20 protein-coding genes and 1 pseudogene are annotated in these 24,357 nt (G+C 60.0%); 14 read left to right on the plus strand and 7 right to left on the minus strand.

Translation table 11 applies throughout. The features are described from left to right. Positions 1-80: 80 nt before the first annotated feature. From gyrA to pyrF, 11 genes and pseudogenes are all read left to right on the plus strand, one after another. Positions 81-2,840 (plus strand): DNA gyrase subunit A, encoded by a 2,760-nt coding sequence (gene gyrA / locus BM116_RS13910; RefSeq protein ID WP_083726696.1) that lies wholly within the window; start codon positions 81-83, stop codon positions 2,838-2,840. Between the two features lie 2 nt (positions 2,841-2,842). Then, the gene (serC, locus tag BM116_RS13915; RefSeq protein WP_083726698.1) at positions 2,843-3,928 is read left to right on the plus strand and encodes a 3-phosphoserine/phosphohydroxythreonine transaminase; all 1,086 of its coding nucleotides are present in this window, start codon (positions 2,843-2,845) and stop codon (positions 3,926-3,928) included. A 5-nt stretch (positions 3,929-3,933) separates the two neighbouring features. Then, the gene (gene pheA / locus BM116_RS13920; protein WP_083726700.1) at positions 3,934-5,031 is read left to right on the plus strand and encodes a prephenate dehydratase; all 1,098 of its coding nucleotides are present in this window, start codon (positions 3,934-3,936) and stop codon (positions 5,029-5,031) included. Positions 5,032-5,124: 93 nt separating this feature from the next. Continuing rightward, on the plus strand, positions 5,125-6,237 hold the full coding sequence (gene hisC / locus BM116_RS13925; protein WP_083726702.1) for a histidinol-phosphate transaminase: 1,113 nt from the start codon (positions 5,125-5,127) through the stop codon (positions 6,235-6,237). Continuing rightward, the gene (locus BM116_RS13930; protein ID WP_083726704.1) at positions 6,230-8,473 is read left to right on the plus strand and encodes a bifunctional prephenate dehydrogenase/3-phosphoshikimate 1-carboxyvinyltransferase; all 2,244 of its coding nucleotides are present in this window, start codon (positions 6,230-6,232) and stop codon (positions 8,471-8,473) included. The genes hisC and BM116_RS13930 overlap by 8 nt, the downstream gene beginning before the upstream one ends. Further along, positions 8,473-9,162, plus strand: coding sequence for a (d)CMP kinase (gene cmk / locus BM116_RS13935; protein ID WP_083726746.1), 690 nt, complete (start codon positions 8,473-8,475; stop codon positions 9,160-9,162). The genes BM116_RS13930 and cmk overlap by 1 nt, the downstream gene beginning before the upstream one ends. A gap of 154 nt (positions 9,163-9,316) precedes the next feature. Continuing rightward, the gene (gene rpsA, locus BM116_RS13940; RefSeq protein WP_083726706.1) at positions 9,317-10,999 is read left to right on the plus strand and encodes a 30S ribosomal protein S1; all 1,683 of its coding nucleotides are present in this window, start codon (positions 9,317-9,319) and stop codon (positions 10,997-10,999) included. A gap of 296 nt (positions 11,000-11,295) precedes the next feature. Then, positions 11,296-11,598 (plus strand): annotated as a pseudogene (gene ihfB, locus BM116_RS13945) (integration host factor subunit beta); the annotation flags it as partial. Positions 11,599-11,667: 69 nt separating this feature from the next. Further along, positions 11,668-11,967, plus strand: coding sequence for a lipopolysaccharide assembly protein LapA domain-containing protein (locus tag BM116_RS13950; RefSeq protein WP_235846767.1), 300 nt, complete (start codon positions 11,668-11,670; stop codon positions 11,965-11,967). A 5-nt stretch (positions 11,968-11,972) separates the two neighbouring features. Further along, entirely contained in the window at positions 11,973-13,136 is a 1,164-nt protein-coding gene (gene lapB, locus BM116_RS13955) for a lipopolysaccharide assembly protein LapB (protein ID WP_083726712.1), read from the plus strand. A 37-nt stretch (positions 13,137-13,173) separates the two neighbouring features. Then, positions 13,174-13,872, plus strand: coding sequence for an orotidine-5'-phosphate decarboxylase (gene pyrF, locus BM116_RS13960; RefSeq protein WP_083726714.1), 699 nt, complete (start codon positions 13,174-13,176; stop codon positions 13,870-13,872). 54 nt (positions 13,873-13,926) lie between these two features. On the opposite strand, the gene bfr is transcribed toward pyrF, so the two are convergent. From bfr to BM116_RS13980, 4 genes are all read right to left on the minus strand, one after another. After that, on the minus strand, positions 13,927-14,394 hold the full coding sequence (gene bfr, locus BM116_RS13965; protein ID WP_083726716.1) for a bacterioferritin: 468 nt from the start codon (positions 14,392-14,394) through the stop codon (positions 13,927-13,929). A gap of 122 nt (positions 14,395-14,516) precedes the next feature. Continuing rightward, entirely contained in the window at positions 14,517-14,729 is a 213-nt protein-coding gene (locus BM116_RS13970) for a bacterioferritin-associated ferredoxin (protein ID WP_083726718.1), read from the minus strand. Between the two features lie 179 nt (positions 14,730-14,908). Then, on the minus strand, positions 14,909-15,388 hold the full coding sequence (locus BM116_RS13975) for an anti-virulence regulator CigR family protein (protein ID WP_083726720.1): 480 nt from the start codon (positions 15,386-15,388) through the stop codon (positions 14,909-14,911). 257 nt (positions 15,389-15,645) lie between these two features. Continuing rightward, a complete protein-coding gene (locus BM116_RS13980; protein ID WP_083726722.1) occupies positions 15,646-16,824 on the minus strand; it encodes a YbfB/YjiJ family MFS transporter in 1,179 nt (392 codons plus the stop codon). A gap of 317 nt (positions 16,825-17,141) precedes the next feature. On the opposite strand from BM116_RS13980, the gene BM116_RS13985 reads away from it, so the two are divergent. Both BM116_RS13985 and BM116_RS13990 read left to right on the plus strand, forming a co-directional pair. Continuing rightward, complete coding sequence (locus tag BM116_RS13985) at positions 17,142-18,593, plus strand: MFS transporter (RefSeq protein WP_169847260.1); 1,452 nt, start codon at positions 17,142-17,144, stop codon at positions 18,591-18,593. Positions 18,594-18,688: 95 nt separating this feature from the next. After that, on the plus strand, positions 18,689-20,566 hold the full coding sequence (locus BM116_RS13990; protein ID WP_083726726.1) for an MFS transporter: 1,878 nt from the start codon (positions 18,689-18,691) through the stop codon (positions 20,564-20,566). A 117-nt stretch (positions 20,567-20,683) separates the two neighbouring features. Here BM116_RS13990 and BM116_RS13995 read toward each other — a convergent pair whose 3' ends face one another. The 3 genes from BM116_RS13995 to msrB all read right to left on the minus strand — a co-directional run bounded on the left by BM116_RS13995 (position 20,684) and on the right by msrB (position 22,433). Beyond that, a complete protein-coding gene (locus BM116_RS13995) occupies positions 20,684-21,163 on the minus strand; it encodes an FKBP-type peptidyl-prolyl cis-trans isomerase (protein ID WP_083726728.1) in 480 nt (159 codons plus the stop codon). 152 nt (positions 21,164-21,315) lie between these two features. Next, complete coding sequence (gene msrA / locus BM116_RS14000) at positions 21,316-21,915, minus strand: peptide-methionine (S)-S-oxide reductase MsrA (protein WP_083726730.1); 600 nt, start codon at positions 21,913-21,915, stop codon at positions 21,316-21,318. Then, positions 21,912-22,433, minus strand: a complete 522-nt coding sequence (msrB, locus tag BM116_RS14005) for a peptide-methionine (R)-S-oxide reductase MsrB (protein WP_083726732.1) — start codon at positions 22,431-22,433, stop codon at positions 21,912-21,914. The genes msrA and msrB overlap by 4 nt, the downstream gene beginning before the upstream one ends. 184 nt (positions 22,434-22,617) lie before the next feature. On the opposite strand from msrB, the gene BM116_RS14010 reads away from it, so the two are divergent. After that, entirely contained in the window at positions 22,618-23,868 is a 1,251-nt protein-coding gene (locus BM116_RS14010; RefSeq protein WP_083726734.1) for a serine hydrolase domain-containing protein, read from the plus strand. Positions 23,869-24,357: the final 489 nt, after the last annotated feature.

A 24,357-nucleotide genomic window follows, 5' to 3' on the forward strand; every position in this document is an offset into this window, starting at 1 on the left:
TCCCGGCCAGTACGGGGCTTCAGGCCTTTGCATTGCTTTTGGCGTTATTTCAACGCCGACAATAAAAGGAATGCCGTTTCATGGGTGAACTGGCCAAAGAAATCCTTCCAGTCAATATCGAAGACGAACTGAAACAGTCCTACCTGGATTACGCCATGAGCGTAATCGTCGGGCGGGCTCTGCCGGATGTGCGTGACGGCCTCAAGCCGGTACACCGTCGTGTGCTCTACGCCATGAGCGAGCTGGGCAACGACTGGAACAAGCCGTACCTGAAGTCGGCGCGTGTGGTTGGTGACGTCATCGGTAAATACCACCCGCACGGCGACTCGGCGGTGTACGACACCATCGTGCGTATGGCGCAGAACTTCTCCATGCGCTACCCGCTGGTCGACGGTCAGGGCAACTTCGGTTCCATTGACGGCGACAACGCGGCAGCCATGCGTTACACCGAAGTCCGGATGGCCAAGCTGACCCATGAGCTGCTGGCTGACCTGGATAAGGAAACCGTCGACTGGGTACCCAACTACGACGGTAAAGAGCAGATCCCTGATGTTCTGCCCACCAAGATTCCGCACCTGCTGGTCAATGGCTCCAGCGGTATCGCCGTCGGCATGGCGACCAACATCCCGCCACACAACCTGACTGAAGTGATCAACGGCTGCCTGGCCGTGATCAGCAACCCCGACATCAGCATCGACGAGCTGATGGAATTTATTCCGGGGCCGGATTTCCCGACTGCCGGCATCATCAACGGCCGTGCCGGCATTGTTGAGGCCTATCGCACGGGTCGTGGCCGCATCTACGTGCGCGCACGCTGCGAAATTGAAGATATCGACAAGGTTGGCGGTCGCCAGCAGATCGTCATTTCCGAGCTGCCGTACCAGCTGAACAAAGCACGTCTGATCGAGAAGATCGCTGAGCTGGTTAAAGAGAAGAAGCTCGAAGGTATTACCGAGCTGCGCGACGAGTCCGACAAGGACGGTATTCGCGTGGTCATCGAGCTGCGTCGTGGCGAAGTGCCTGAGGTCGTACTCAATAACCTCTATTCCCAGACTCAAATGCAGAGCGTGTTCGGCATCAACGTGGTTGGTCTGCTCGACGGTCAGCCGAAGATTCTGAACCTCAAGGAACTGCTCGAAGCCTTCGTCCGTCACCGCCGTGAAGTGGTGACCCGTCGTACCGTTTACGAGCTGCGCAAGGCACGTGAGCGCGGGCACATCCTGGAAGGTCAGGCGGTTGCGCTGTCGAACATTGACCCGGTCATCGAGCTGATCAAAAAGTCGCCCAGCCCGGCTGAAGCCCGCGAAGCCCTGATCGCTACCGCCTGGGCGCCAGGCACCGTGATTGAAATGGTCGAGCGCGCCGGCGCCGAGTCCTGCCGCCCCGATGGGCTGGACGAGCAGTACGGTCTGCGTGAAGGCAAGTATTACCTGTCTCCTGAACAGGCTCAGGCCATTCTGGATCTGCGCCTGCATCGCCTGACCGGCCTTGAGCACGAAAAACTGCTGACCGAGTACCAGCAGATTCTTGAGCAGATCGGCGAGCTGCTGCGCATCCTGAACAGCCAGGAGCGTCTGATGGAAGTCATCGTCGAGGAGCTGGAAAAGGTACGTGATGATTTTGGCGACGAGCGTCGTACCGAAATCGTTGCCTCGCGCATGGACCTGTCTCTGGCCGACTTGATCGCCGAAGAAGAGCGCGTGGTGACCATTTCCCACGGCGGTTACGCCAAGAGCCAGCCGCTGACCGACTACCAGGCCCAGCGCCGTGGTGGTCGTGGCAAGGCGGCGACCGGCGTGAAGGATGAAGACTACGTCGAACACCTGCTGGTCGCCCACAGCCACGCTACGCTGCTGCTGTTCTCCAGTCGCGGCAAGGTGTACTGGCTCAAGACCTACGAAATTCCCGAGGCCTCGCGCGCGGCGCGTGGACGCCCGCTGGTCAACCTGCTGCCGCTGGAAGAAGGTGAGTGGATCACCGCCATGCTGCAAGTCGACCTGGAAGCGCTGCAGCAGCAGAGCGCCGAAGAGGGCGAGGAGCTGGAAGACGAGGCAGGCGTGATCGAAGGTGAAGCTGTTGAAGTCGAGGCTGATGCCGAAGGCGATGCTGACAGCGACGATGACGACAACGACGAGCCTACCGGTTCCTACATCTTTATGGCTACCGCGCGCGGTACCGTGAAGAAGACGCCGCTGGTGCAGTTCAGCCGTCCGCGCAGCAATGGCTTGATCGCCCTGCGCCTGGAAGAGGGTGACACCCTGATTGCCGCCGCCATTACCGACGGTTCGCGCGACATCATGCTGTTCTCCGACGGTGGCAAGGTTATCCGTTTCAAGGAGCGCCATGTGCGCACCATGGGCCGTACCGCCCGCGGTGTGCGCGGCATGCGTCTGCCGGCCGAGCAGCGCCTGATCTCCATGCTGATCCCCGAGCCTGAGGCGCAGATCCTGACCGCCTCCGAACGTGGTTACGGCAAGCGCACCGTGCTGGACGAGTTCCCGCGTCGTGGTCGTGGTGGTCAGGGCGTGATCGCCATGGTCTCCAACGAGCGCAACGGCGCACTGGTGGGCGCTGTGCAGGTGGTCGATGGCGAGGAGATCATGCTGATTTCGGACCAGGGCACCTTGGTGCGCACCCGCGTCAGCGAGGTGTCCAGCCTGTCGCGTAACACCCAGGGCGTCATGCTCATTCGTCTGGCCCCGGAAGAAAAGCTGGTCGGGCTGGAGCGTGTGCAGGAGCCCTCCGAGGAAGAGATTGAAATGGCCGTTGAAGCCGCCGAAGAAGGCGAGGCGCAGCAGCCCGAAGGTGATGAGCAGCAACCCGTGGATGATCAGGAGTAATCGTGAGTAAGCGTCTGTTCAATTTCTGTGCTGGACCGGCAGCGTTGCCGGAAGCGGTGTTGCAGCGGGCCCAGGCCGAGCTGCTGGACTGGCAGGGCAAGGGTCTGTCGGTCATGGAAATGAGTCACCGCAGCGACGAGTTTGTTGCCATCGCCCAGCAGGCCGAGCAGGACCTGCGCGAGTTGCTGGTTATCCCGGACAACTACAAGGTGCTGTTCCTGCAGGGTGGCGCCAGCCAGCAGTTTGCCCAGATCCCGTTGAACCTGATGCCAGAAGGCGGCAGCGCCGACTACATCGATACCGGTATCTGGTCGCGCAAGGCAATCGACGAAGCATCTCGCTTTGGCAACGTCAACGTGGCAGGCAGTGCCAAGGCCTACGATTACTTTGCCATCCCCGGTCAGAACGAGTGGCAGCTGTCGGCAGACGCTGCCTACGTTCATTACTGCCCGAACGAAACCATCGGCGGCCTGGAATTCAACTGGGTGCCGCAGACCGGTGACGTACCGCTGGTGGCGGACATGTCCTCGACCATCCTGTCGCGGCCGATTGATGTCTCGCGCTGTGGCATGATTTACGCGGGTGCCCAGAAAAACATCGGCCCGAGCGGGCTGGTGGTGGTGATTGTGCGCGAAGACCTGCTTGGCCGCGCCCGTGCCAGCTGCCCGACCATGCTTGATTACGCGGTAGCGGCGCAGAACGACTCCATGTACAACACGCCGCCGACCTTCGCCTGGTACCTGTCCGGCCTGATCTTCCAGTGGCTCAAGGAGCAGGGCGGTCTGGACGCGGTCAAGCGCATCAACGATGCCAAGCAAAAGGCGCTGTACTCGGCCATCGACGGTAGCGAGCTGTACAACAACCCGATTAACGTCGCTGACCGGTCCTGGATGAATATCCCGTTCCGCCTGGCTGACGACCGGCTGGACAAGCCGTTCCTGGCCGGTGCCGAAGAGCGCGGACTGCTCAACCTGAAAGGCCATCGCTCGGTTGGCGGCATGCGTGCCTCCATCTATAACGCAGTGCCGCAAGCCGCGGTCGACGCACTCGTGGCCTACATGGCCGAGTTTGAACAGCAGCACGGTTGATACCCATGTCTGATGAAGATCAGTTGAAGGCGCTGCGCAAGCGCATCGACACCATTGATGAAAAGATTCTTGACCTGATCAGTGAGCGGGCTGCCTGTGCGCAGACCGTCGCGCACGTCAAGCAGAAGGCGCTGGAGCCCGGCGTCAAGCCGCTGTTCTATCGCCCTGAGCGTGAAGCCTGGGTGCTCAAGCACATCATGGAGCTGAACAAGGGGCCGCTCGACAACGAGGAAATGGCCCGTCTGTTCCGTGAAATCATGTCCGCCTGCCTGGCGCTAGAAGAGCCGCTGCGCGTGGCCTATCTGGGGCCGGAAGGTACTTTTACCCAGGCTGCCGCACTCAAGCACTTTGGGCACTCGGTGGTCAGCGTGCCGATGGCCGCGATTGACGAGATCTTCCGTGAAGTGGCGGCCGGCGCAGTGCAGTTTGGCGTGGTGCCGGTAGAAAACTCCACCGAGGGCGCCATCAACCACACGCTCGACAGCTTCCTTGAGCATGACCTGGTGATCTGTGGCGAAGTAGAGCTGCGTATCCACCATCACTTGCTGGTCGGTGAAAACACCAAGACCGACAAAATCTCCCGCGTGTATTCCCACGCCCAGTCGCTGGCCCAGTGCCGCAAGTGGCTGGATGCCCATTACCCGAACGTTGAGCGTGTGGCCGTTGCCAGCAACGCCGATGCGGCCCGTCGGGTAAAAGGCGAGTGGAACTCGGCGGCGATTGCCGGCGACATGGCGGCCGACCTGTACGAGCTGACGCGTCTGGCCGAGAAAATCGAAGATCGCCCGGATAACTCCACGCGTTTTCTGATTATCGGTAACCAGCAGGTCCCGCCGACCGGCGACGACAAGACCTCGGTCATCGTCTCCATGCGCAACAAGCCGGGTGCGCTGCATCACCTGCTCGAACCGTTCCACTCCAACGGAATCGACCTGAGCCGCATCGAAACCCGCCCCTCGCGCAGTGGCAAGTGGACCTACGTGTTCTTTATCGACTTCTTCGGTCACCAGCACGACCCGCTGATCAAGGACGTGCTGGAGAAAATCAGCGATGACTCGGTGGCGCTCAAGGTGCTGGGGTCGTATCCGAAGGCGGTGCTCTAAATCATCAGCGACAAGCTGCAAGGCGCAAGCTGCAAGCAACTGCGGCCTGGTGTGACTTGAAGCTTGCTGCTTGTAGCTTGAGGCTTGGTTTCTATGAGTTGTGATTTCCTCAGCCTGGCGCGGCCAGGTGTGCAGAAGCTGTCTCCCTATGTGCCGGGCAAACCGGTAGAGGAGTTGGCGCGAGAGTTTGGCTTGCGGCCGCAGGATATCGTCAAGCTGGCCAGTAACGAAAACCCGCTGGGCCCGAGTCCGGCGGTGCGCGAAGCTATTGCTGGAGCTTTTGCAGAGTTGACCCGTTACCCTGACGGCAATGGCTTTGCGCTGAAGCAGGCGCTGGCGGCGAAGCTGGGTGTGGATACCGCAGGCATCACCCTGGGTAACGGCTCCAATGACATTCTCGAGCTGGTTACGCGCGCCTTTGTCGGCCCTGAGCATGAAGTGGTGTTCAGCGATCACGCCTTTGCTGTTTACCCCATTGTCACCCAAGCGGTGGGTGCCAAGGCGGTGTCGGTGCCGGCCAAGGATTGGGGGCATGACCTGGATGCCATGGCGGCGGCCATCACTCCGGCGACCCGGGTGGTCTTTATTGCCAACCCAAACAACCCTACCGGCACCTGGATTGAGCGCCCCGCACTTGAAGCCTTCCTTGACCGCGTGCCGGAGAACGTCATCGTGGTGCTGGACGAGGCGTACACCGAGTACGTCGAGACCGACGACGTGCCTAACGGCGTTGATTACCTGCCGCGTTATCCCAATCTGCTGGTCTCGCGTACCTTCTCCAAGGCCTACGGCCTGGCTGCGCTGCGTGTTGGCTATGGCTTGTCCAGCCCGGTGATTGCCGATGCCCTGAATCGCGTGCGTCAGCCGTTCAACGTCAACAGCCTTGCCCTGGCGGCAGCGCTGGCGGCCCTGCAGGACGAGGCCTATCTGATCGAAAGCCGGCGCATCAACCGCCAAGGCATGCAGCAGTTGGAAGACGGCTGCGCAGCCCTTGGTCTGAGCTGGATCCCCTCACGCGGCAACTTCCTTGCAATCGATCTGGGTCGTGAAGCGGCACCGGTCTTTCAGGCCCTGCTGCGCGAAGGCGTCATTGTGCGTCCGGTGGCCAACTACGGCATGCCGAACCACCTGCGCGTAACCATTGGTTTGCCAGAAGAAAATCAGCGGTTTCTGGATGCCCTCAAGCAGGTGCTGAGTCGTGGCTGATGTAACCGGCCTGTCACCAGCAACGCCGACAATTGGTCGCCTGGCGGTAATCGGGCTCGGCCTGATCGGCGGCTCCTTTGCCAAGGGCATGCGCCAGAGCGGTCTGTGCCGCGAGGTGATCGGCTGTGATCTGGACCCGGTCTCACGCCGTCAGGCGGTACCGCTGGGCGTGGTCGACAAGGTCACGGCCAATCTGGTTGAGGCAGTGCAGGGCGCCGATCTGATCATGCTGGCCGTGCCGGTGCTGGGTATGCGCGCGGTACTGGCGCAATTGGCAGCGCTGGAGTTGGGCGATGCCGTGATTACCGATGTCGGCAGCACCAAGGGTGCGGTTGCGCTGGCGGTGGAAGAGGTGTTTGGCGCGGTGCCGGCCAACTTTGTGCCGGGCCATCCGATTGCCGGTTCGGAAAAAAGCGGCGTCGAGGCGGCTCGGGCGGATCTGTTCCGTCACCATAAGGTGATTCTCACGCCGCTTGAGCAGACGGCGGCGGAGGCGGTCGGCCTGGTGCAGCGTTGCTGGCAGGTGCTGGGGGCAGACGTAGAGAGCATGTCCCTGGCCGACCATGACGAAGTCCTGGCGGCTACCAGCCACTTGCCGCATCTGCTGGCGTTTTCGCTGGTTGATACCCTGGCCTCGCGTAACGAGAATCTGGAGATTTTCCGCTACGCAGCCGGTGGCTTCCGGGACTTTACCCGCATTGCCGCGAGTGATCCGGTGATGTGGCGCGATGTTTTTCTGGCCAATCGGGATGCGGTCTTGCGCAGCCTTGATGCCTTTACCCAGGACCTGGGTCGACTGCGTGAGGCGGTGGATACCCGCGACGCCAACACGCTGCTCGGTGTGTTTACCCGAGCCAAGTCGGCACGAGAGCATTTCAGCACTATTCTGGCCCGCAGGGCCTACATGGAACCTATGCAAACTCAAGAATTCAACTTCATCGCCAGCCCCGGCGGCAAGGTCAACGGCAGTATCCGCGTGCCCGGTGACAAGTCCATTTCCCATCGCTCGATCATGCTTGGCTCTCTGGCCGAGGGCGTGACCGAGGTCGAAGGCTTCCTGGAAGGCGAAGACAGCTTGGCAACCCTGCAGGCATTCCGTGACATGGGTGTGGTGATTGAAGGCCCGCATCATGGTCGCGTGACTATCAATGGCGTTGGTCTGCACGGTTTGCAGGCGCCGCCCGGCTCGCTGTACCTGGGCAACTCCGGTACGTCCATGCGCCTGCTGTCGGGCCTGCTGGCCGGGCAGGACTTTGACACCGTACTGACCGGCGATGCGTCGCTGTCCAAGCGCCCGATGGGTCGCGTGGCCAAACCGCTGCGCGAAATGGGCGCGCAGATCGACACCGGCGAAGAGGGTCGTCCGCCGCTGCGCATCAAGGGCGGCAGCCGCATGATGGGCATGGATTATCAAATGCCGATGGCCAGCGCTCAGGTCAAATCCTGCATTCTGCTGGCGGGCCTGTACGCCTCCGGTACCACCTCGGTGACCGAGCCTGCGCCCACCCGCGACCACACCGAGCGCATGCTCAAGGGCTTCGGTTATCCGGTCAAGGTCGATGGCGCCACTGCCACCATCGAATCCGGTCACACCCTGAAAGCCTGTCGCATTGACGTGCCGGCTGACATCTCGTCTGCCGCGTTCTTCATGGTCGCTGCCAGCATCTGCGAGGGCGCTGACCTGACGCTGGAGCACGTGGGTATCAACCCCACGCGCATCGGCATCATCAATATCCTGCGGGCCATGGGCGGCAACCTGGAACTGCTCAACGAGCGCGAAGTAGGCGGCGAGCCGGTGGCCGATATTCGCGTGCGTTACGCGCCGCTCAAAGGTATCGATATTCCGGTGGATCAGGTGCCGCTGGCGATCGATGAGTTTCCGGTACTGTTCGTGGCTGCGGCCTGCGCTGAAGGCCGGACCATCCTGCGCGATGCTGAAGAGCTGCGTGTAAAAGAGTCCGACCGTATTCAGGTCATGGCTGATGGCCTGCAGGCGCTGGGCGTCAAGGCAGAGCCGACGCCTGACGGCATCATTATCGACGGCGGCGCCATTGGCGGCGGCAGCGTCGAAAGCCATGGTGACCACCGTATCGCCATGTCGTTCTCGGTCGCTGCGCTACGCGCAACCGGCGACATTCATATCAAGGACTGCGCCAACGTGGCGACATCATTCCCGGGCTTCATCGACCTTGCGCAATCGGTCGGTATGCAAGTCCGTCTGGAGGACAACGCGTGATTGATCAACAGGCCCCCGTCATCACCATCGACGGCCCTGGTGGGTCGGGCAAGGGCACCATCGCCGGTCTGCTGGCCTCTCGTCTGGGCTGGAACCTGCTGGACTCCGGCGCCCTGTATCGACTGCTTGCCCTGTCGGCGCGCAATCATGGCGTGGATCTGACCAACGAAACCTCGCTGGAAACCCTCGCCGCGCATCTGGATGTGCAGTTTATTGCCGGTGAAGCCGGTGGCGAGCAGCAGATCATCCTTGAGGGTGAAGATGTGACCCGCGCCATCCGTACCGAAGACGTGGGCGCCGGCGCCTCTCAGGTCGCCGCGCTGCCAGCCGTGCGCGATGCGCTGTTGCAGCGTCAGCGCGTGTTTCGCGAAGCGCCGGGTCTGGTCGCCGATGGTCGCGACATGGGGACCGTGGTGTTTGCCGACGCGCAGTTGAAGGTGTACCTGACCGCCAGCGCCGAGGAGCGTGCCTCTCGCCGTCACCGGCAGTTGCTCGGAAAGGGTGAAACTGCTAATCTGGCGAGTCTTCTCGATGAGATTGTCGCGCGGGACGAGCGGGATATGAATCGCAGTGTTGCGCCGCTGAAGCCGGCGGATGATGCAATCCTGATCGATTCTACGCAGATGAGCATTGAGGAAGTACTTGAATCAGTCCAGACGATGGCGCGCGAGCGCAACCTGCTGGGCTGATCAGGCTGTCTGTTCCGGGTAACCAGCACCACCGGAAAGGGCATTTATACCATCAACCCACGCAAGCTGGTGGCGTGGCGGGACAGTAGCTGCACAGCGCGCTTTAAAACGGCTCTGCGGTAGCTGCCCTAAATACTTACTTACAGGATTCCAAATGAGCGAAAGCTTTGCCGAACTTTTTGAAGAAAGCCTAAAAACCCTTGATATGGAGCCGGGCTCCATCATCACTGGTATCGTTGTGGACATAGACTCCGACTGGGTCACCGTTCACGCCGGTCTGAAATCAGAGGGTGTCATCCCGCGCGATCAGTTCCTGGACGAGCAGGGCGAACTGACCATCGAAGTGGGTGATGAGGTTCACGTTGCACTGGACGCCGTTGAAGACGGTTTCGGTGAAACTAAACTGTCCCGCGAAAAGGCCAAGCGCGCCGAATCGTGGAAAGTCCTCGAAGCTGCTTTCGCTGCAGAAGAAGTCGTCAAGGGCGTTATCAACGGCAAGGTCAAAGGTGGCTTTACCGTCGACGTCAACACCATCCGTGCGTTCCTGCCGGGCTCGCTGGTTGACGTACGTCCCGTACGTGACACCACCCACCTGGAAAACAAGGAACTGGAATTCAAGGTCATCAAACTGGACCAGAAGCGCAACAACGTTGTCGTTTCCCGTCGTGCAGTTCTGGAAGCCGAGAACTCCGCCGAGCGCGAAGCCCTGCTGGAAACTCTGCAGGAAGGTCAAGTCGTCAAGGGTATCGTCAAGAACCTCACCGATTACGGTGCGTTCGTCGACCTGGGCGGCGTAGATGGCCTGCTGCACATCACCGACATGGCTTGGAAGCGTATCAAGCATCCGTCTGAGATCGTCAACGTTGGTGACGAGATCGACGTTAAGGTCCTGAAGTTTGACCGTGAGCGTAACCGCGTTTCCCTGGGTCTGAAGCAACTGGGCGAAGATCCGTGGGTTGCTATCACCGGTCGCTATCCGGAAGGCACTCGCGTCACTGCCAAGGTCACTAACCTGACCGACTACGGCTGCTTCGCTGAGCTGGAAGAAGGCGTTGAAGGTCTGGTTCACGTATCCGAAATGGATTGGACCAACAAGAACATCCATCCGTCCAAGGTTGTCAACGTTGGCGACGAAGTGGAAGTTATGGTTCTGGACATCGACGAAGACCGTCGTCGCATCTCCCTGGGCATCAAGCAGTGCAAGATGAACCCGTGGGAAGAGTTCTCCAGCAAGTTCAACAAGGGCGACAAGATCTCCGGTTCCATCAAGTCCATCACCGACTTCGGTATCTTTATCGGTCTGGACGGCGGCATCGACGGTCTGGTTCACCTGTCGGACATCTCCTGGAACGAAGCCGGTGAAGAAGCAGTACGTCGCTTCAAGAAAGGCGACGAGATCGAAACCGTTATCCTGTCTGTTGACCCTGAGCGCGAGCGCATCTCCCTGGGCGTCAAGCAGCTGGAAGACGATCCGTTCTCCAACTTCGTTTCTCTGAACGAGAAAGGCAGCATCATCACCGGTTCCGTCAAGGAAGTTGACGCCAAAGGCGCCATCATCACTCTGGCAGACGACATCGAAGGCACTCTGAAAGCCTCCGAAATCAGCCGTGATCGCGTTGAAGATGCTCGCAACGTCCTGAACGTTGGCGATGAAGTCGAAGCCAAGATCATTGGTGTCGACCGTAAGAGCCGCGTTATCAGCCTGTCCATCAAGGCGAAAGACGTTGAAGACGAGAAAGAAGCCATGCAAGATCTGCGTAAGCAGGAAATGCTGGCCGCTGGTCCGACCACCATTGGTGATCTGATCAAGCAGCAGATGGAAGGCAAAGGCAACTAAGCCTATCCAGCTGTAAAAAGGGCGACTTCGGTCGCCCTTTTTTGTGCCCGCCCGTTAGGGCAGCCACAAGCCACAAGCCACAAGCCACAAGCAAAACCCTGGCTTGCCAGTTGTGTGGGTTCTCTGAGGGTGATGAATACGTGGCAAGGTGCATATAAAAGACTTGACGGCCCAGCAGGGCAACGCATCCAGCTTCCAGCGCGCGAGCATGCTCGCGCTTAACAGGCTGTTCAAACCTAGTCAAGCATGGTAAAACCGTATAAAACGACAAACGAGTCTACTCGCTTGATAAGAAAGGGAAAACCATGACCAAGTCGGAGTTGATCGAGCGCATTGTCGAACAACAGGGGCAGTTGTCGGCGAAGGACGTTGAGCTTGCGATCAAGACCATGCTGGAACATATGTCCCAGGCATTGGCTACCGGGGAGCGAATCGAGATTCGTGGATTCGGCAGTTTCTCTCTGCATTACCGCGCGCCGCGGGTAGGGCGTAACCCCAAGACCGGTGATGCGGTAGAGCTGGAGGGCAAGTACGTACCGCACTTCAAACCTGGCAAGGAGTTGCGTGATCGGGTTAACGAGTCGCTCGAAAACGCCTGATCAAATGCCGCAGCCCGGCCTTGCTGGGTTATACTTCGCACACACTCAATGGATGCGGAGTTGTATCACATGCTGTGGTTGAAGCGCGTGTTGCTGATCCTAGTTTTGCTGCTGGTAGCCTTGGCGACCATGGATTTCATGCTGGAAAACCAGCAAGCCACCTCCCTGCAATTTCTCGAAATGCAGTCTCCTGCATTGCCTCTCTCCATCTACGTTGTACTTGCCTTTATTCTTGGTAGTGCGCTGGGCGTTTTTGTCGGCTGGCTGATTACTACCCGTCTGCGACTGAAACTCATGGTGCAAAGCAACGAGCTCAATCGCTACCGTAAGGAAATCGACAAACTGCGCACCCAAGCTGTCAAAGGCTGATAGTCATGCAGGAACTGATGTTCCTTGGGCTGTTTGTGCTGGCTCTGGCGATAGGCTGGTTTCTGGGGCGCCGTGAGGCAATCAAGGTCGGTTTTATGCTGCAGCCGCACGGCAGTGCCGTCGACAAGCAGTATTTTATTGGCCTCAACTATCTGCTGAACGAGCAGCCTGACGAGGCCATCGAAACCTTTATTCGCGCGCTTGAGGTTAACCCGGAGACGGTCGAGACCCACATCGCTATCGGTAAGCTGTTTTGCCAGCGAGGGGATGTCGAGCGGGCCATCAAGGTACACCAGAATCTGCTGGCTCGTCCCAGTCTGACCCGCGAGCAGGCCGATCGCGTGCAACTGGAGCTGGCCCGTGATTACCTCGCGGTAGGTATGCACCAGCGTGCCGAGCGCCTACTGGAGGAGTTGGCCGGGTCTGGATCGAGTTTGCGCGCCGAAGCGCTTGTCGATCTGGTTGCTGTTTACGAGCATCAGCATGAATGGGGCGAGGCTATCGCCATTGGTGAGCGCTTGCTGCGCGAGCGCCCTGAGTTTTCGGCCACCCTGGCGCAGTATCATTGCGAGCTTGCTGCCCAGTCTCTGCAGCGGCGCGAGGCCGCCGACGCGCAAAGACACCTGGGCGCCGCGCTGAAGGTCGAGCCGCTGTGTGTCAGAGCCTTGATCATGCTGGCTGAGCTGCACGTGCAGGCGGTCGAGTACAAAGCTGCTGCGGACTTGTTGCAGCGTCTTGCTCAGCAAGCCCCTGACTTTGTGCCGGAAGTGCTGGCGTTGGCGGAGCGCTGTGCGGATAATGGCGCGCTCGACTTGGCGGACTATCTGGACCAGGCGCTGGAGCGCTCCAGCAAGCCGGTAGTTGCCATTGTCTTGGCGCGCGCGCGGCTGGTTCAGCGTACAGAAGGGGCCGCCAGTGCCGAGCGCTTTTTGCTACAGCGTCTGCAGCAGCAGCCCTCGCTGTCAGGCGTGCAGGAATTACTGCGCTTGCGCGGACCGGCGGGGCATGCTGCCGACCCGGTGCCTGGATTGCTGGAAGCCCTTAGTCGCACGCGTCCACGCTATCGCTGTTACAGCTGCGGTTTTGCAGGTAACAAGCTCTACTGGCAGTGCCCGAGCTGCCAAAGCTGGAGCACGGTAAAACCGCTGAAGGGCCATGAGCTGGTCTGACATCGCCTAATCCAATCTTGAACAGGATATACGTTATATGCCAAACATCAGCCCGATTATCGTCGCCCTGGACTTCCCTGAGTCGGGTGCGGCTCTGCAGTTGGCGGATGTGCTGGACCCACAGAAGTGCCGAGTCAAGGTTGGCAAGGAGCTGTTCACCAGCGCAGGCCCGGCGGTGGTCGAAGCCTTGCAGGCCAAGGGCTTTGAAGTATTCCTGGATCTCAAGTTTCACGATATCCCCAACACTACCGCCAGCGCCGTGCGCGCCGCCGCTGAACTGGGCGTGTGGATGGTGAATGTGCACGCTGGCGGTGGTCGTCGCATGATGGAAGCCTGTCGCGAGATTCTGGAGCGTCGCCCCGGCGGTCGCCCGTTGCTGACCGCGGTGACTATCCTGACCAGCCTGGAGCAGGAGGACCTGCAAGAAGTGGGCATCGATATCGAGCCGATGGTGCAGGTACAGCGCCTGGCGCGTCTGACACAGGACTGTGGGCTGGATGGCGTGGTCTGCTCGGCGCGTGAAGCCAAGGCGCTGCGCGGTGCTCTGGGCGACGACTTTCTGCTGGTGACGCCTGGCATTCGTCCGGCTGACAGCTCGGCAGACGACCAGAAGCGCATTGTTACCCCGGCTCAAGCGCTGGAAAACGGCAGCAGTCATCTGGTGATCGGGCGCCCGATTACCCGTGCGCATGACCCGGCGCAGGCGTTGGACGAGATCATCGCCAGTCTGGGATAGCATCCATAAAAAACGCCGCAAAAAGCGGCGTTTTTTATGGGCTCAAGCAGCGGATCACTCGATCTGCGACTGCTGGTAGTTTTCAGCGCCCACTGCGTCATACAGGCTGAGTTGGGTCTCCAGCCAGTCGACGTGCTCTTCTTCCGCTTCGAGGATGTCCTCGCAGACTTCGCGGCTGCCGTAGTCACCCACGCTCTCGCAGAAGGCGATGGCCTCTTTCAGGTCGGGCAGCGCCTGCATTTGCAGCTTCAGATCGCACTCCAGAATTTCACGGGTATTTTCGCCAATCTTCAGGCGTCCCAGGTCTTGGAGGTTGGGCAGGCCTTCGAGAAAGAGAATCCGCTTGATCAGGCGATCGGCGTGCTTCATTGCTGCGATGGATTCCTTGTACTCGCTCTTGCCGAGCTTTTCGAGGCCCCAGTCTTCAAGCATGCGTGCGTGCAGGAAGTACTGATTGATGGCAATCAGTTCCAGGCCGAGAACGTTGTTGAGATGTTGGATGACTTGCTTGTCGCCTTTCATAGCGATGCCCCCTCAGGACTGTTCAGTCGCCAAGTGTGGGCTTGCAGGGGGAGGTTGTCAAATCTAAGTGTTTGAAAAGAAAGGAGTTAAAAATGATTCTTAAGCGGTAATGAGAGCCGCAATCAGGCCGCTACGTATTGCGCCGTCAGCATGCCGGTGGCGGCAGGGCTGGCAGTCAGCGATTCACTCAGCAGCGATTTGCAGTCACGGGCGCATTTGCCACATTGCGTACCCACTTCCAGATCGTTGCGCAGGTCGCGCATGGAGCAGGCACCACCAGCGATGGCATCCTTGATCTGGTTATCGGTTACACCTTTGCAGAGACAAACGTACATGCAGATTCTCCTGAACAGCCTGAGCTGACAATGAGTGCATGCTAATTCGAATGAGAATGATTGTCAAAGAAAATAGCGTCGATTTATCAGACTGATTGACGCCGTCTGTCGGCTTGCGCGAGTACGCCGAGCGCAAACAAAAAAGCCAGCGGGTTGAAGCCCGCTGGCGCTTCTGTGTATCAATAAATCACGTCATAAATGATGGATTCGATAATGCCAGTGGTGATCTCGGCGAGCACGACGTCGCCATCGATCTGACGCCATTCATAGCCGTCGTAGTGGGGCAGGCGGTTAACCAGGCGCGGGTCAAGCTGCTTGGCAATGCCCGGCGGTAGTGGCTTGCCGCGTGCCAGATTCTTGCGAATGCCCGGTGGCAGGCTGTCGCCGCGTTGCACCAAGTCACGATTGTCGCGAAAGATGCTGCGTATCAGGTCTTCCTGAAGGCGATCGTACGGACGGTCGTAGCGATCACGATCACGCTCGTCATATCGGTTTGCAGCTTGGCCTCGGTCATTGCCTTGCTGTGCATGATGGCTATTGCCGTTGCCGTTGCCGTTGCCGTTGCCATTCCCACGGTCGTCTTGCTTGGCGTGAGCCGGTGCGGCTAGGGCTGCGGCCAGCAGGCCGGCAATCAGGAGGGTGCTTGAATATGTACGCATGGTCTGGCCTCTGCAAATGTGTCTGTTGCGCTTTGACTACAGGAAGCGCTAATTAATTCCATAAGCGCTCTGGCGTTCTGGCTGGGCCGCACCCGGCTGGGCCGCACTCTGCGCCATGATTTCTCGACAGGTCCCAACATGCCTTCGAAACCACGCCTTGATTGTAGTATTCGCCGGAAGCGGCCCAGCTTGAGCATTCGCAGAGAGTGTGTGGAGTTAATCAGTGCTTCCTGAAGCGCTTTGCCGAAGGTTCCCTGTTACCTGTTTGCGTGTCCGGTTCGCCAGGTCCAGATCAGTGCCCAAGCCAGTGCTCCGGCCCCTAGCCAGAGCGTTTCCGGCAGGGTGCCGCCGTGGTTGAGCCATTCGCGTGCGAGCCAGGGCCCAAGCAGCTGCGTCACGCTGTACAGGGCGATGAGGGCTGCCGACAGGCGCGGCCCCTGATGTGGTTGCAGACTGCGGCCCAAACGTTGGGTCAGCAGTACCGCGCCGAGAAAGCTGCTGCCCACCAGCAACGAGCACAGCATAATGCCCATGCTGGCGGGCAGGGCTAGGGCTGCCAGCACGCTGGCCAGTTGGGTTGCGTAATTGAGCAGCAGGGCGGTCCGGTCTCCCAGGCGTATGCCGAGGTGGTTCCACAGCCAGGCGGCGGGCAGAGTCGCGGCGGCCACGATCAGCCAGCTCTGTTGCACCAAGGGGTGGCTGCTGCCCAACTGGATACTGGCAATCATCGGCAGAAAGGTCATCGGCAGGATGTAACCCATGCCTGCGCCGGCGTAGGCCAGAAACAGCGGCCGGGTGCGTGCATCGAGCAGCGGAGCGGATCGCGCAGGCGCGCTGTCGTCCTTGCTTGTGCCTGGCGCGTCGACACACAGGCGCAGCATGAGCCAGCCGCCCCACAGTGCTAGCGGCAAGCTCAGCAGCGCTGCAGGCCACCAGCGGCTTGCATTGGTCAGCGTGACGCCGGGTGGGTGCGAGAGCACGCCAGACAGCAGCAGGCCGCTGCCAACCCCCAGATAAATCAGGCCGCTCAGGCCAATACGCTGACGCGCTGCGAGCCATTCCATCAGCAGCGCCGGCACCATGACAAAGATCAAGCCGTTGCTGATGCCGTTGCCCAGGCGCAGCAAGGTAATAAAGGGCAGGTAATCGGTGATGGCCAGGCCGAGCAGGGTGAGGCAGTGCAGGGCCAGCGCCAGCGGAATGCTGCGCTGGATTTGCTGCGGCTGATGCCAGCGGATGGCGGCCAGCGCACCCAGCAGGTAGCCGAGGTAATTCCAGCTGGCTAACGCTGCGCCCTGACTGGTGCTGAGTTGGCCATCGTTGACCAGCAATGGCATCAAGGGCGTAAAAATAAATCGCCCGAGCCCGTGTACCACCAGCAGCAGAGCCGCAGCAGCGATAACGGCATGCAATAGGGACGGCTGGCGACTGGGCATGATACGGCTCCCGAAAATGGCGGATCAGTACGGCGAATGGGCGCCATAGCCAGAGGTGATGGTGTTGTTGCGGGGCTGACGACTCGCCAGCAAGCCGCATCAGTCTTGGTTTCAGGCGTTGAAAGCAGCTCGCGAGTATAGCCGGCACTGAAACATATTGCATGAATTGGCTCGGCGGCAGGAGCCACTGCGCTGGTGTGGACAGGGGGGGCTGCGGTATAGAGTATACAAACGTGCACCGGAGCAATTCCCGCGGTGCCGGATCGACAATAAATATAAAAAAGCGGGTGCGGAGCCCGCGTTCTCGGGAGAGTGGCATGTCGCAGTCCAGTACGGACGCCAATGGCGTCCTCAAGCGTTCTACGATTCTTCTGCATGGCTCCATCGGTATGCCGTTGGCCATCATTGGTTATCCGCTGGTGGTGTACCTGCCACCGTTCTATGCCCAGGAAGTTGGCCTGAACATGGCGCTGATGGCGCTGGTGCTGGTCGTTGCTCGCCTGTCTGATGTCATCACCGACCCGTTGATTGGCACGCTCAGTGACCGTTGGCGCACCCGCTTCGGTCGGCGCAAGCCCTGGTTGGTCATGGGGGTGCCGCTGATGCTGGCCGGTACGGTGATGATCTTCATGCCGCCCGACGGCATTGGTATCGGGCATCTGTTGTTCTGGACCATGCTCATGTATCTGGGCTGGACCATGGTGACTTTGCCCTATGGCGCCTGGGGGGCCGAGCTGTCCACGGTCTATCACCAGCGCAGCCGTGTGGTGGCCTCGCGTGAAGGCTTTGTGCTGATCGGGCTGTTTCTCGCCGCACTGGCTCCGGCGCTGGTACAGGCTTTGGGCGCACGCTTTCAGGCCGGACACACCGATGGCTGGCTGATGCAGACGGCGGTCACGCTATTCGGCCGTGACGGCGAGCTGGGTATTGGCTACGGGCCTATTCTCGCGGTGATGGCCTGGATGATGCTGATTCTGCTGCCGTTGACGGTGTTCTGGGTGGTTGGCGCAGTCAAGGAAGCCCCGCCGCAGTCGGTTGAACGCACCGATTGGAAAAAGGGCCTGCGGGTCATGAAGAACAACGGCCCGTTCAAGCGCATGATCCTGATGCTGTTGGTGGTGGTGACCGGTGAGTCCTTCCGCAACGCGCTGTCGGTGTTCTTTATGCAACACGTGATTCAGATTCAGGCACAGATCGGTCTGATGTACCTGTTGTACTTCGGTATCGGCATTCTGGGTATTCCGTTCTGGCTACACGTGGGTAAGCGTATCGGCAAGCACCGGGCGTTCTGCGCGGCGTTGGCAATTTCCAGTACCAGTATCATGGGCATGTTCTTCCTCGGCGCCGGCCAGTTGCTGCCGTTCGCAATATTGTTTGCGATCAAAGGCTTCTGCTTTGCTGCCTTCCAGTTTTTGCCGTTGTCCATGCTGGCGGACATCGTAGATCTGGATACCGCACGTAGCCGCGAGCACCGCACGGGGCTGTTCTTTGCCATTAGCGGTATGGCGCAAAAGGCTGCGATGGCGCTGGGGCTTGGTCTGTCTCTGGGGCTGCTGGCATTGGTTGGCTTTGACGCCAAGGCAGTAGAGCACACCGCGTCGCAGTTGCTGTCACTGCGTATTCTCTACATCCTTGGGCCGGTGGCGCTATATATGACTGCCTTTGTGATTGCCTGGCGCTATCCGTTGACCGCAGAGCGGCAGGAACGCATCCATCGCTGGGTGACCCGGCGCGAGGCGCGCCTGAGCGTCATGGCAGCGTCGCGCTAGATCTGCTCAGTTTGTCGGCAGGTTCCGTCCCGGAGCCTGCCGATTTTGGGTATGCTGCCCGCTGCACCGAATAGACCGGAAGGATACGCAGCGCCATGTCGGAACACTCGCAGTTTCGTTTGCTCGGCAGCAAACGCTTTCTCCCTTTCTTCACCAGCCAGTTGCTGGGCGCCTTTAACGACAACCTGTTCAAGCAGGCGCTGATCCTGGCGATCCTGTTCAAACTCAGTTTCAACGCTGACCGTGACCTGCTCATCAACCTCAGTGCGCTGCTGTTCATTTTGCCGTTCTTCCTGTTCTCCGCACTCGGCGGGCAGTTTGGCGAAAAGTTCGACAAGGACCTGCTGATCCGGCGCATCAAGCTCGGCGAGGTGGCGATCATGCTGCTTGGCGCCCTTGGTTTGTGGTTGGGCAGCTTGCCGCTGTTGCTGGTGGTGCTGTTTGCCATGGGCACCCAGTCGGCGCTGTTCGGGCCGGTCAAGTATTCGATTCTGCCCCAGGCGCTGGAAGAAGACGAACTGGTCGGCGGCAACGCGCTGGTCGAGATGGGCACCTTTCTGGCGATTCTGGGCGGCACCCTGTGTGCCGGTATCCTGATGGCCAGCGGTGGCTGGGCCAGCCTGGTGGGCGGCGCGGTGGTGCTGGTTGCCATTGGTGGCTATCTGACGGCACGGCGAATTCCGGGCGCGCGAGCCGGTCTGCCGGACCTGGCGATTGACTGGAATATTTTTCGCCAGTCCTGGGTGATTCTGCGTCTGGGTCTGAAGGAGCAGGTGCCCTCGGTATCACGCTCGATTCTTGGCAACTCCTGGTTCTGGTTTCTGGGCGCGACCTATCTGACGCAGATTCCCGGTTTTGCCAAGGACTATCTGCACGGCGATGAAAGCGTGGTTACCCTGATCCTGACGGTGTTCTCCGTGGGTATCGCGCTGGGCTCTGTGCTTTGTGAACGGCTGTCGGGCCACAAGGTCGAGATTGGCCTGGTGCCCTTTGGCTCCTTTGGCCTGAGCGTGTTCGGTCTGCTGATCTGGAGCCTGTCCGGCAGTATCGCCGCTGGTGCTGCGCCCTATGACTGGTTGACCCTGCTGGCTCAGCCCGGCGCCTGGGGCATCATGGGCAGCATCCTCGGGCTGGGTGTGTTTGGCGGTTTTTACATCGTACCGCTGTACGCGCTGATCCAGTCGCGCAGTCGCGAGGAGGAGCGCGCGCGGGTTATTGCCGCCAACAACATTCTCAATGCGCTGTTGATGGTCTGTTCGGCGATTCTGGCGATTGTCATGCTCAGTGTGCTCGAGCTATCGATCCCGACGTTGTTTTTGACCATCTCGTTGCTCAATGTGCTGGTCAACGGCTACATCTTCAAGGTGGTGCCGGAGTTCAGCATGCGCTTTCTTATCTGGCTGCTGGGGCACTCGATGTACCGGGTCGAGCACCGCAACCTAGAGGCAATCCCGGATGAAGGCCCGTGCGTGCTGGTGTGCAATCACGTGTCCTTTGTCGATGCGCTGTTGATCGGTGGCGCGGTACGCCGTCCGGTGCGCTTTGTCATGTACTACAAGATCTACCGCCTGCCGGTGCTTAACTTCATCTTCCGTACCGCCGGCACTGTGCCCATTGCAGGGCGGCAGGAGGACGAGGTGATCTACGAGCGCGCCTTTGAGCGCATCTCGGCCTATCTGCGCGCGGGCGAAGTGGTCTGTATCTTCCCCGAGGGCAAACTGACGGCTGATGGCGAGATGGACGTATTCCGCGCCGGCATCACGCGGATCTTGGAGAATGACCCGGTACCGGTTGTGCCAATGGCGTTGCAGGGGCTGTGGGGCAGCTTCTTCAGCCGTGACCCGCACAAGGGCTTCTTCCGCCGTCTGTGGTCTCGGGTCTGTCTGGTAGCAGGGCAGCCGGTAGCGCCCGAGGCGGCTCAGCCTGAGTACCTGCAGGAGCAGGTGTCGGTGTTGCGTGGGGAGCGGCGCTGAGACAGCGACAGGCGTAGGGACGCAGCATGCTGCGTCCGGAAGGTCATGATCAGCGCACCGCGAGGTAGTGGACGCGACATGTCGCGTCCCTACAGCAGCAGATGGCCGCGCCGCTGATCAGTGGTTATGACCACCCACACCGTGGGCGTGGCCGTGGGCCAGTTCTTCTTCAGTGGCGGCGCGTACGTCCAGAATCTCGACGTTGAAGGTCAGTTCGCGGCCTGCCAGCGGGTGGTTGGTATCCACAACAACCTGGGACAGACCCGGTTTAACCACCACTACCTGACGCGGGCCTTGCTCGGTCTGCAGAATGGCAATCATGCCCGGCTTCCACTTCTTGGCACCTTGCAGGCGCTTGGCCTGGACCTTGTGCAGTGCGTTTTCGCGCACTTCACCGTAGGCCTTTTCCGGCGGGATGGTGACAGTAAAGGTCTCGCCCGCGCTGTGACCTTCCATGGCCTCAACCAGGCCATCAATCAGGCCGGTCTGGCCATGCAGATACAACACCGGATCATGCTCGCGGGATGACTCGATCGGGCCATTGGCGTCAGAAAGGTCGTAGTGAAACTGGACAACGGTTTTTTCGGCAATCTGCATGGTAGGTTCCGCTTGGGCTATCAAAGCTCGCCATTATCCAGACTCGCGCGGGACTTTTCCATGGCTGTCAGACAGCGCTTGTTAATTGCACAGGCTCGCGCTGCGGAGCAGCCCGAGCGCGAGAGTTCATGAAGACTTAACCCGTGCTCTCTTTATTCGCCCCATAACTCTTCGAGGCGCGCGTCTCGCCCGCAGGTGGTGCGGTAGAAGGTATAGCGCAGCGGGTTCTTTTCGTAATAGTCCTGGTGATAGTCCTCGGCCGCATAAAAGGGCTGGCGCGGCAGAATCAGCGTTTGTATCGGCTGATCAAAACGCGCTTTCAGGGCGTCGCGAGAATCTTCCAGCAGGGCCTTCTGCTCATCGTCGGCGTAATACAGCGCGCTACTGTACTGGTAGCCGTGGTCGCAGAACTGGGCATTGGCCGTCAGCGGGTCAATGGTTGGCCAGAACGCCTCGACCAGCTCGGCGTAACTGGTTTTGCTCGGGTCATAGAACACCGCAACCGACTCGATATGCTCAGTGCCGCCGGCGGACACCTGCTGGTAGTCGGCGGTAGCGGCGCTGTCACCGGTATAGCCTGACAGCGTCTCGACCACGCCCGGCAGCTTGTCAAAGTCGGATTCGGTACACCAGAAGCAGCCGCCGGAAAACACCGCCATCTCGGTGCCCGGCGGGCCTTGGGTGACGGGCTCGTTGGCCAAGGCCAGCGGCGACAGGGCGAGCAGGGCCAGGGCAGGGGCTAGGTACTTCATGCGTCACCTCGCAGGGCCGGCAGCGCCTCGCCGGCCGGGATAAATGTGAGTGCCAGGCCGTTATTGCACCAGCGCTCTCCACGCGGTGCCGGGCCGTCGTTGAACACATGGCCCTGGTGGCCACCGCAGCGGCCGCAGTGATACTCGGTGCGCGGCCAGATCAGGGCAAAGTCCTGCCGGGTACCCACGTGGCCGACCAGGGGCTGGGTGAAGCTGGGCCAGCCGGTCTTGCTGTCGAACTTGTGCTCGGACGAAAACAACGGCAGGTAACAGGCGGCGCACAGGTAGGTGCCGGGCTCGTAATGCTTGTCCAACGGGCTGCTTCCGGGGCGTTCGGTTGCCTCTTCAAACAGCACGTCCCAGGCGGCATCCGACACCTTGTCTCGCCAGTAGTCCGCTGGTAGGTCGAGTGCGTCGACTTGCGACACATGAAAGGCATCCTCGGCACTGGCCGTGCTGGAGAGAAGCGGCAGGGCGGGGGCGGCCAACAGGCCGCTGAGCAGGGTACGGCGTTTCATGATTGATCCTGTAGGGGTGACTGTACCTATCTGACGCCGCGTGTCTGCATTTGTTACATCACGCCGGCACATCAGAGGAAGTTATATTGGCTGAGACAGCCTGTAATCTTGTATCGTGAGCCTGCTAAATGCGTAACGGTTGGGCTCAAGTCCGAGCCAACATTAGATTCAAGGTAGAACAATAATGATCCAATCTAAAATGCGTAAGCTGCTGGGTGGCGCAATGCTGCTGGCGGCAGGATTCTCCGGCTGTCTGCATGCCGAGCAGGTAGCGCAGCCCTTTACCCAGCCGCGCCTGGATGCCTTTGCCGCTGCCATGGCTCAAGAGGTGGAGCAGGGGCGCATCGGCGGTATTGCCACGCTGGTGTATCAGAACGGCGAGATCGTGCAGCGTGCCGAATACGGCTTTGCCGATCTGGAGCAGCAGCGGCCGCTTGAGCCAGACAGCCTCTACAAGATTTTTTCGCTGACCAAGCTGGTGACCGGCACGGCGCTGCTGACCCTGTATGACGAAGGGCGCTTTGAGCTCGACGAGCCGGTAGGCAAGTACATCCCCGAGTTGCAGAACCTGCAGGTGGCGGTAGCAGACGGCCCGGAGGGTATGCCCAAAACCGAGCCGGCGGCGCATCCGGTCACCATCCGTGAGCTGATGACCCACACCGGTGGTTTTACCTATGGCCGCTTTGGCGACACCCAGGTGGACCAGCTCTACGTCAAAGCCGACATCCAGAACCGCGATTCCACCTTTGCCGACATGATGGCCAAGTTGGAGCACATCCCGCTGCTGCACCAGCCGGGTACGGTCTGGCACTACAGCATTTCGGTCGATATTCAGGCGGCGCTGATCGAGGTGTTGTCGGGCAAGACGTTTGACGCATTTCTGCAGGAGCGGATCTTCGACCCGCTGGAAATGGTGGATACCGACTTCTACGCGCCGGAGGATAAGGCGGGGCGGTTGGCGCTGTCCTACCAGCCGCAGCCTGATGGCTCGCTCAAGGCAATCCCCAATACACCGTTTCTCAGCAAGCCGCGCTTTCTCAATGGCGGCGGCGGGCTGATCTCCTCGGTAGATGATTACCTGCGTTTTGCCCGTATGCTTCTGGGCGGCGGCGAGCTGGAAGGTACGCGCATTCTGAAGCCCGAAACCGTTGAGTTGATGCGCCGCAATCAGTTGCCGCAGGGCGTGGAGGATATCGGGCCGTTTTTTCCGGGTAACCAGTTTGGCTTGAATGTGGCCGTGGTGAATGACTCGCCAGCCGCTGGCTATCTGCCGGAGGGGACCTACTGGTGGTGGGGTATCCAGGGGGCCTGGTGCTGGATTGACCCAAGTAACGACGCCATCATCATCGGCATGATGCAGAACACCGATTACCGCCTGTCGCGCATGATCCATGGCAAGGCCAGTCGTGCGTTGTATGGGCCGGCGAAGCCCTGATGTGGTGGCGCGCGGAGAAGCCTGCGGCGTTCTCCGCCCTACGAAACGGCGCTTGGTAGGGCGGATTAAGCGCAGCGTATCCGCGCGTGCCCGCACGCGGGTGGCAGTCCTGTGCAAGTTGATTGGTGTACACGCCTTCGGCTTAGTACACCCTTGTATCTCGACTACTGCCTCTCCAAGGAGGCATAGTTCCCGACTGATCCTCGGGGGAGGCTGGTAAGCCGTGTCCACCCTTAAGCCGCTGAGCTTGCAGCGTAGATTGGGCTGCCACCTCCATTTCATCCCTTAAGTCCGAACGGTATCTAGAGCCGCAAGAGCTCGCATTGCACAAGGTTGGACGGGATGACGTGATCATCAAAACGACTGCATGGAGGACATCTCATGACACTGGTAGTGGGCATCGATATCGCCAAGCGCACTTTTGATCTGGCCACACTGCAGCCCAACGGCAAGCACCGAACCAAGAGCAAATTAAGCAACGATCAGGCA

The organism is Halopseudomonas pachastrellae (genome assembly GCF_900114765.1).
Lineage (GTDB): Bacteria > Pseudomonadota > Gammaproteobacteria > Pseudomonadales > Pseudomonadaceae > Halopseudomonas > Halopseudomonas pachastrellae.